General features: G+C 47.8%; 6 protein-coding genes. 2 read left to right on the forward strand and 4 right to left on the reverse strand.

Going from position 1 to position 6,353, the window contains the following annotated elements; translation table 11 throughout:
• The 4 genes from L696_RS32555 to L696_RS0126105 all read right to left on the reverse strand — a co-directional run.
• A partial coding sequence (locus L696_RS32555) for a glycosyltransferase (RefSeq protein WP_155985479.1) occupies positions 1 to 136 on the reverse strand: 136 nt, incomplete at its 3' end.
• Positions 96 to 1,322 (reverse strand): glycosyltransferase family 4 protein, encoded by a 1,227-nt coding sequence (locus L696_RS0126095; protein WP_025686262.1) that lies wholly within the window; start codon positions 1,320 to 1,322, stop codon positions 96 to 98. The genes L696_RS32555 and L696_RS0126095, both read right to left, overlap by 41 nt.
• A complete protein-coding gene (locus L696_RS0126100) occupies positions 1,306 to 2,571 on the reverse strand; it encodes an MATE family efflux transporter (protein WP_025686263.1) in 1,266 nt (421 codons plus the stop codon). The genes L696_RS0126095 and L696_RS0126100 overlap by 17 nt, the downstream gene beginning before the upstream one ends.
• Positions 2,572 to 2,575: 4 nt before the next feature.
• The gene (locus L696_RS0126105; protein WP_025686264.1) at positions 2,576 to 3,697 is read right to left on the reverse strand and encodes a glycosyltransferase family 2 protein; all 1,122 of its coding nucleotides are present in this window, start codon (positions 3,695 to 3,697) and stop codon (positions 2,576 to 2,578) included.
• Positions 3,698 to 4,106: 409 nt separating this feature from the next.
• Between L696_RS0126105 and L696_RS0126110 the strand changes: the two genes are divergently transcribed.
• Both L696_RS0126110 and L696_RS0126115 read left to right on the forward strand, forming a co-directional pair.
• Complete coding sequence (locus L696_RS0126110) at positions 4,107 to 5,828, forward strand: NAD-dependent malic enzyme (protein ID WP_025686265.1); 1,722 nt, start codon at positions 4,107 to 4,109, stop codon at positions 5,826 to 5,828.
• A 72-nt stretch (positions 5,829 to 5,900) separates the two neighbouring features.
• Positions 5,901 to 6,353 (forward strand): AEC family transporter (locus tag L696_RS0126115; protein ID WP_025686266.1); only part of this gene is annotated, 453 nt, incomplete at its 3' end.

Below are 6,353 nucleotides of genomic sequence, written 5' to 3' on the forward strand. Positions count from 1 at the left end.
CGGTCTGGTCCTCTGAGCCGTCATCGGCAATCACGATGTGCAAATCCTTGTAATTTTGCCCCATACAGCTTTGCAAACATGGCTCTATTGTCCGTTCATTGTTGTACGTGGAGAAGAGAATGACCACTTTGTCCACTCTGTTCCGCCTCCTTTACCCAATCTCCCATTAACTGCTCAAATGCAGCCGCCGTATGATTAAAATGAAATCCCAGCGCATACTGATACGCCCGCTCACGCATGGCCATATAGTCTTCGCCTCCGTTTGCTGCTCTTTCCATTTGTTCAGATAATCCCCGGATGTCGCCGTGGAAGCACAGGTATCCGCTTTTTCCAAAATCCGTCGCATCCACTAGTCCGGGTGAATTACTGACGATGCTGGGAGTCCCCACAGCCGCTGCTTCGGTAATCGTCAAGCCCCAGCCTTCACGCAGGGAAGGGAAAACGAGCGCGTGGGCGCGGCTCATCAGCTCCAACTTATGCTCTGGTGAAACAAATCCGTAAAAGGTAATATCCGCTTGGGCTTGTCCCTGTTCATCCGGCTCTCCGTACGTCAATCCATACCGTTTCATAATCGGCAATAATTGTTCTGCTACATAGGTTTTATCGGTTTTTCCAGCGATCCATAACATAGCGTGCGGGAATTTTTTCTTGAGTCGTCCAAAAGCTTCAACCACCAGATCAATGCCTTTATATTTCACAAAGCGCCCGGCGTACATAAAGGTAGGATTGGACTCCTTGGTTAAAAATTGCTCCCGGGGCCAGTGTTCAAACTCGATGCCTTCAGGCAACAGATGAACACGATCCGGGTGAAAGCCCAGCTTGAGCAGATCATAACGGGTAGACGGGGATACGGTAATTGTCCGATCCTTACGAGCAAGCTTGAGCATCAAGGGCTCCAAGCGATATCCGATATGATTAAGCGGGAATCCGGCATTTTCAAACCATATTTCCCTTGTTAGCTGATGTATAAAGAAAATTCGCTTGGGCGCCTCCACCCAGAAACGGGTGAAAAACTGGTGCGTGTTCGCCTGATTAATCACATAATCAATATGCTTGCGATGTTGACGGTAATAGCGCATGGCATAATAAATGACGCTGTAAATATTGCCTTTTCGGATATACGTAATTCCGTCTATGATTTCTTCCTCGGGCATTCCCTCGAACCTGGGCGAAAAATGAATAAACTGAAAACGGTCTTGCTGCGAGCGTTTGAGCATTTCGTGGGTGAAAATTTCGGCTCCCCCGCTTTTAGGTGAACGAATGTCACGCCAGGAGAGCAACAGAATTACGGTTTTACCATTCTGTTCAGGTATTGTATTCATGGGGTGAATCCCCCCTTATTTTTATTTTGAACAAATATACATAGGCATCTACCACAAAATAGAGCGACATGGCGCCGTAAACAATCAACTCTGATAGCAGAAAATCAGACGGGTTTTGATGCGCCACATGAAAGGCTGCCAATAAAATCGCAGCTCCAGTCAGTAGCCCGAACATAAATTTGCGTCTGCCCACCAATACATGCACATGAACAAAGAACAGCACGATGGAAAACAGCCAGTACACCCATCCTCCCAACGGAATATAAGCTTCTGCCGACTGGTATGAAGCCCCGAATAGTACGGGAATAGAAGGTGGGAACACAAAGGTAGTGCCCACATATACACAGATCGCTGCAACAGCCATTAATCCGGCATAGACGGCAACCAGCTTGCGCAAGGCTTGGCGGTCATGCCCCTGCGCACCGAGCTTTGGAATAAAGGCAGCTATCAGGCTGTACGACACGTAATAGACCAACTGGCTGTATTTCAACGCAATCGCATAACCGCTGGCCTGTTCGGGAAAGTAATGCTGCACATAGAGCATGTCAATGGAGATACAGAACAAAATAAATAAATTCGTAATGAGACTATCCGTAAAATCCTGACCTAGTGATTTCCATAGCCCGGAAGATATACGTTCTCCAGTCCGTCCGCGTGAGGATAAGCCCCGCACCGAAACAGCCCAGCCGTGAAGCAGCGACAGTAGCATCCCCCCACAGCTTGCCAGCAGTAAAGCCTCCAGCTTGAGCCCTGATGCAGCCAGTATAAAGAACAGGCCCAGCTTTCCTAAAACCTCCAAGTAATAGTTCACATTCAGCGCCAGCATGCGTTCTCTGCCCTGTAAATCTCCACGGCACGAGCTGACGAGAATATGCAGCCCCACCAAGGCATACAGCATAAATAGCGGGCCGGAATCCACACCTAATAACGAACGCAGTAACGGATGAAGCGCCAGTAATATCACCATGGCAAGCACGGTTAGCAACAGAGGTGCTTTTAGCAATAGGGAACCGAGTGGCAGGCTACGCAGCGGAACCTTCTTGTCTCCCTTGGAGACCAGCTTGGCTGTTAATAGCTGAATGGACAGGCCCAAAACGGACAACAGTGCAAAGAGGGCCAGCAGCGCATTCGCCTGACCATAAGCTTGTCCGGTAAGATACCAGCTCGCTGCAATATGGAAGAAAAAATTAAATCCGTTCAGCAGCACATTAAATAGAGGAAACATCAACGTTCGCAAGCGGTTTGTCACGTTCTTATCTCACCCGCCGATCTAGCCGCCAAATATCAATAATGGAGCGCAAAAAACGAATGGAATCCTTCCAGACATGGATGTGCGAGCCGTCCCGGTCAATACACTTGACGGGTAATTGCAGCACCCGAAGCTGGAGTCGCTTGGCAATAAACATCATTTCCAGATCCAGCGCCAGTCCGAGCTGTTCCTTCAAATGCGGGAACATCCGCTTCACAGCGACCGAGCTCATCACTTTAAGCCCTGTCTGGGAATCCACCACGCCTGTCGGTAAAAACGGCCGGGAAATAACACGTTTGCCAAAGCTCACGATAGATCGTAATAAAGAGCGATTTTCGGCTGTCATATCCTTGGTTCCAATCACGACATCGTAGTAGCCCTGTCGAACCACATTAATCATTCTGGCTATATCCTCAATAAAAAAGGAGTCGTCCGCGTCCACAAATACGTAGTAATCCGCGCCGATGGTGCGCATCCCTTCCAGATACGTTCCTGCTTTGCGGGTATTGCGTCCCAGTTCCCTGGTTTGAAGCAGCGGACTCAGATTCTGATTAATCCGGTTCACGGACAGGTCTGTCGCCGCCTCCAGCGCTTTGATCAAGGCATTCGTGCCATCATGACTGCCATCATCAATGAGATAAATAGAGCCCTCCACAATATGACTGCGGATAAAAGCTTGCAGCCGTTCAGCAAACTTCTTGACATGAACAAAACGCTGCTCCTCGTTATATACAGACAAGATGAAAGCAATATGTTGGCCTTTGGCCGAATACTCGGGATAGAGCAAGCTTTGAATTTCGGAAAGCATCTCTTCGTTGTCATTGGCTTGCCAAAACAGCAGGCGCAAACGACCTATTCCGGTAATCTGCACCATATGATGATCACTGAACGGATGCGATACATCCGTCACCAGTAACAGCGGCATCTGCGGAAAGCGACTACGGATCTGATTCGCTACCCGTACAGCCTGTCCAGGCTCCCTGTAATCAATCAGGCAGCAGCATGCGTCCTCATAAGCTGAAGTGACCTCCTGATCCTCGCACTGTATATACTCGTAAAAATAAATCACGTTGGGATAATCAATAGCCCTGTCATTATCGCTAAAAATGGCTATAGGTCCCTGCACACAAACCTCTCCTTTTCTCCGAATAGTTCTATTTTGTTGAAAAAGATTTAAAAATGTTTGCTTAGAGGGGTTAAATTAATGTACAAAAACTTCATATTTTCTTAATAAAATAGCTGACATGCCGTGATACATAAGGATATAAGGAAATAAAAACCAATTTTTATATTTTGCAAAAACAGAGTATTTAGAACTAATTCATTAGACCAAAATCGACAAAAATCATCTTATTTATCCATATTCAGAATTAGTTCCTTATGATCAATCACAGAAAAATTTATGGTTATTTTGTCATAGAAAAATAGACGAATAAAACTGATTTACACGTCTATACTATGGGCAACATGTCATCTTTCGTCATGAATAACCCGAATGAATAATCATCAATACGAAAAGAAAGTAGGGTGTTTGTATGGAAGCATTTTATGTCAACCGGGACGGCTCATTATCCACCCCATTACGAGGCAAGGATGTGTTAGCGAACCCCCTTTTGAACAAAGGTGTCGCTTTTACGGAAGAAGAACGCAAAGAACTGGGATTGGAAGGAATCCTTCCTCCAACTGTCCTTTCACTGGAAAAACAGAGCGTACGAGCGTATCAGCAATTTCTGGCACAGCCCACCATGCTGCGTAAAAATGCTTCCCTTAACGACCTTCACAATCGAAATATCGTACTCTACTATCGTCTGCTTACCGACCATTTGAGTGAAATGCTGCCTGTGGTCTACACACCTACGGTAGGAACCGCGATTCAAGAATATAGTCACGAGTATAACCGCCCTGGGGGCGTATATTTGTCGATAGATAACCCGAACGGCATTGGACAAGCGTTCTATAATTCCGGTTTGAGTGGTGAGGATGTGGATCTGATCGTCGTAACGGATTCCGAAAGTATTCTGGGCATCGGTGACTGGGGTGTCGGGGGGATTAACATTGCTATTGGCAAGCTTGCTGTGTATACAGCTGCGGCAGGTATTCATCCCGGACGGGTGCTGCCGATTGTACTGGATGTGGGCACCAATAATGAAAAGCTGCTGAATGATCCGCTGTACATCGGAAACCGCCATAAGCGGGTTCGCGGAGAAGCCTATAACCAGTTTATTGATGCTTTTATCAGCAAAACGTTAACGCAATTCCCGAACGCGCTTTTGCATTGGGAAGATGTGGGCAGCGTGAATGCACGCCATATTATAGGCAAATACGGTCAAAGCATTCTCACCTTTAACGATGACATTCAAGGCACAGGAGCGGTAACGCTGGCTGCGATTCTTTCGGCGGTAGGTGTCACCAAGATTCCGTTGCGTGAGCAAAAAGTACTTGTGTTCGGCCCAGGGGCAGCAGGAATCGGTAACGCGGACCAAATTCGGGGAGCTATGATCGCGGACGGCCTTTCGGAGGAGGATTCATTCAAGCACTTTTGGGCCTTTCATTACAGCGGGCTGTTAACGGACGATATGGAAAATGTACTGGAATATCGGAAGCCGTATGTACGTAAAAAAGAGGAAGTCAGCTCATGGACGCGGTCTGATGACGGAAAAATACCGCTGCTTGAGGTTATCCGCCAGGTGAAGCCTACGATATTGATCGGAACTTCCGGCGTAGCGGGTGCTTTCTCTGAGGAGATTATCAAGGAAATGGCGAAGCATGTAGAACGCCCGATCATCATGCCCATGTCCAATCCTACAGACCTTGCTGAAGCGGTACCCGAGGATTTGATACGATGGACCGATGGCAAAGCCTTGATTGCTACCGGAAGTCCCTTTGAGCCAGTCACCTATAACGGTACGAAATTTGAGATTGGACAGGCAAACAATGCCTTTGTTTTTCCGGGACTTGGTCTGGGCGCAATTGTGGTCAAGGCCAAAAGGATCACCCCTGCCATGTTTACAGCCGCAGCAGATGCCGTTGCTAATGGCGTAGATTCGAATAAGCCTGGCGGTGCGCTGCTCCCCCCTATCCGAAAATTACGAGATGTTTCATACGCTGTTGCGGTGGCGGTGGCGAAAGCCGCGATTCAGGATCAGGTAGCCCAGGCACATATTTCAGATGTTGAGCAAGCCATTCGGGATGCAATGTGGAAACCGGAATATGTGAAGGTCAAGGCCGTGGAAAGTGTCATACATCACCCTCACTAATGCTTCATCGGGGGAAGAGAATGCCTGTTCAGACAGGCAGGATACGTCAGTTCAAGCAAGGAGGATCGAACTATGAGTGTCGGACATATCCTTTATATTTTGGTGCCGATTTTTTTCGTTATTATTTTAGGGTGGTTGGCGGGGCATTACAAAAGCTTTGACGCCTCTTCCTCGAAAGCTCTAAATTCATTGGTTACCAAATTTGCGCTGCCCGCGCATTTATTTATCGGCATTACGACCACCAGCAGGAAATCCCTTATCGAGCAATGGTCATTCTTGCTGGCTCTGTTCATTGGCATTGTCGGCTTTTATGCTGTTCTCCTTCTATTGTCCCGCTTTGCGGGGAAGCAGTCGGTGAAGGATGCCTCCATGTTTGCTTTGAACTCGGCACAGCCGACCTTTGCCTTTATGGGCATTCCCGTGCTCGGCGCCATCTACGGCTCCTCAGCCGTGGCGATCCCCATTGCACTTACCGGCATTGTAGTCAATGCCGTCCTTGACCCGGCGGCTACCATTATAGCTACC

This window comes from Paenibacillus maysiensis (genome assembly GCF_000520815.1).
GTDB lineage: Bacteria > Bacillota > Bacilli > Paenibacillales > Paenibacillaceae > Paenibacillus > Paenibacillus maysiensis.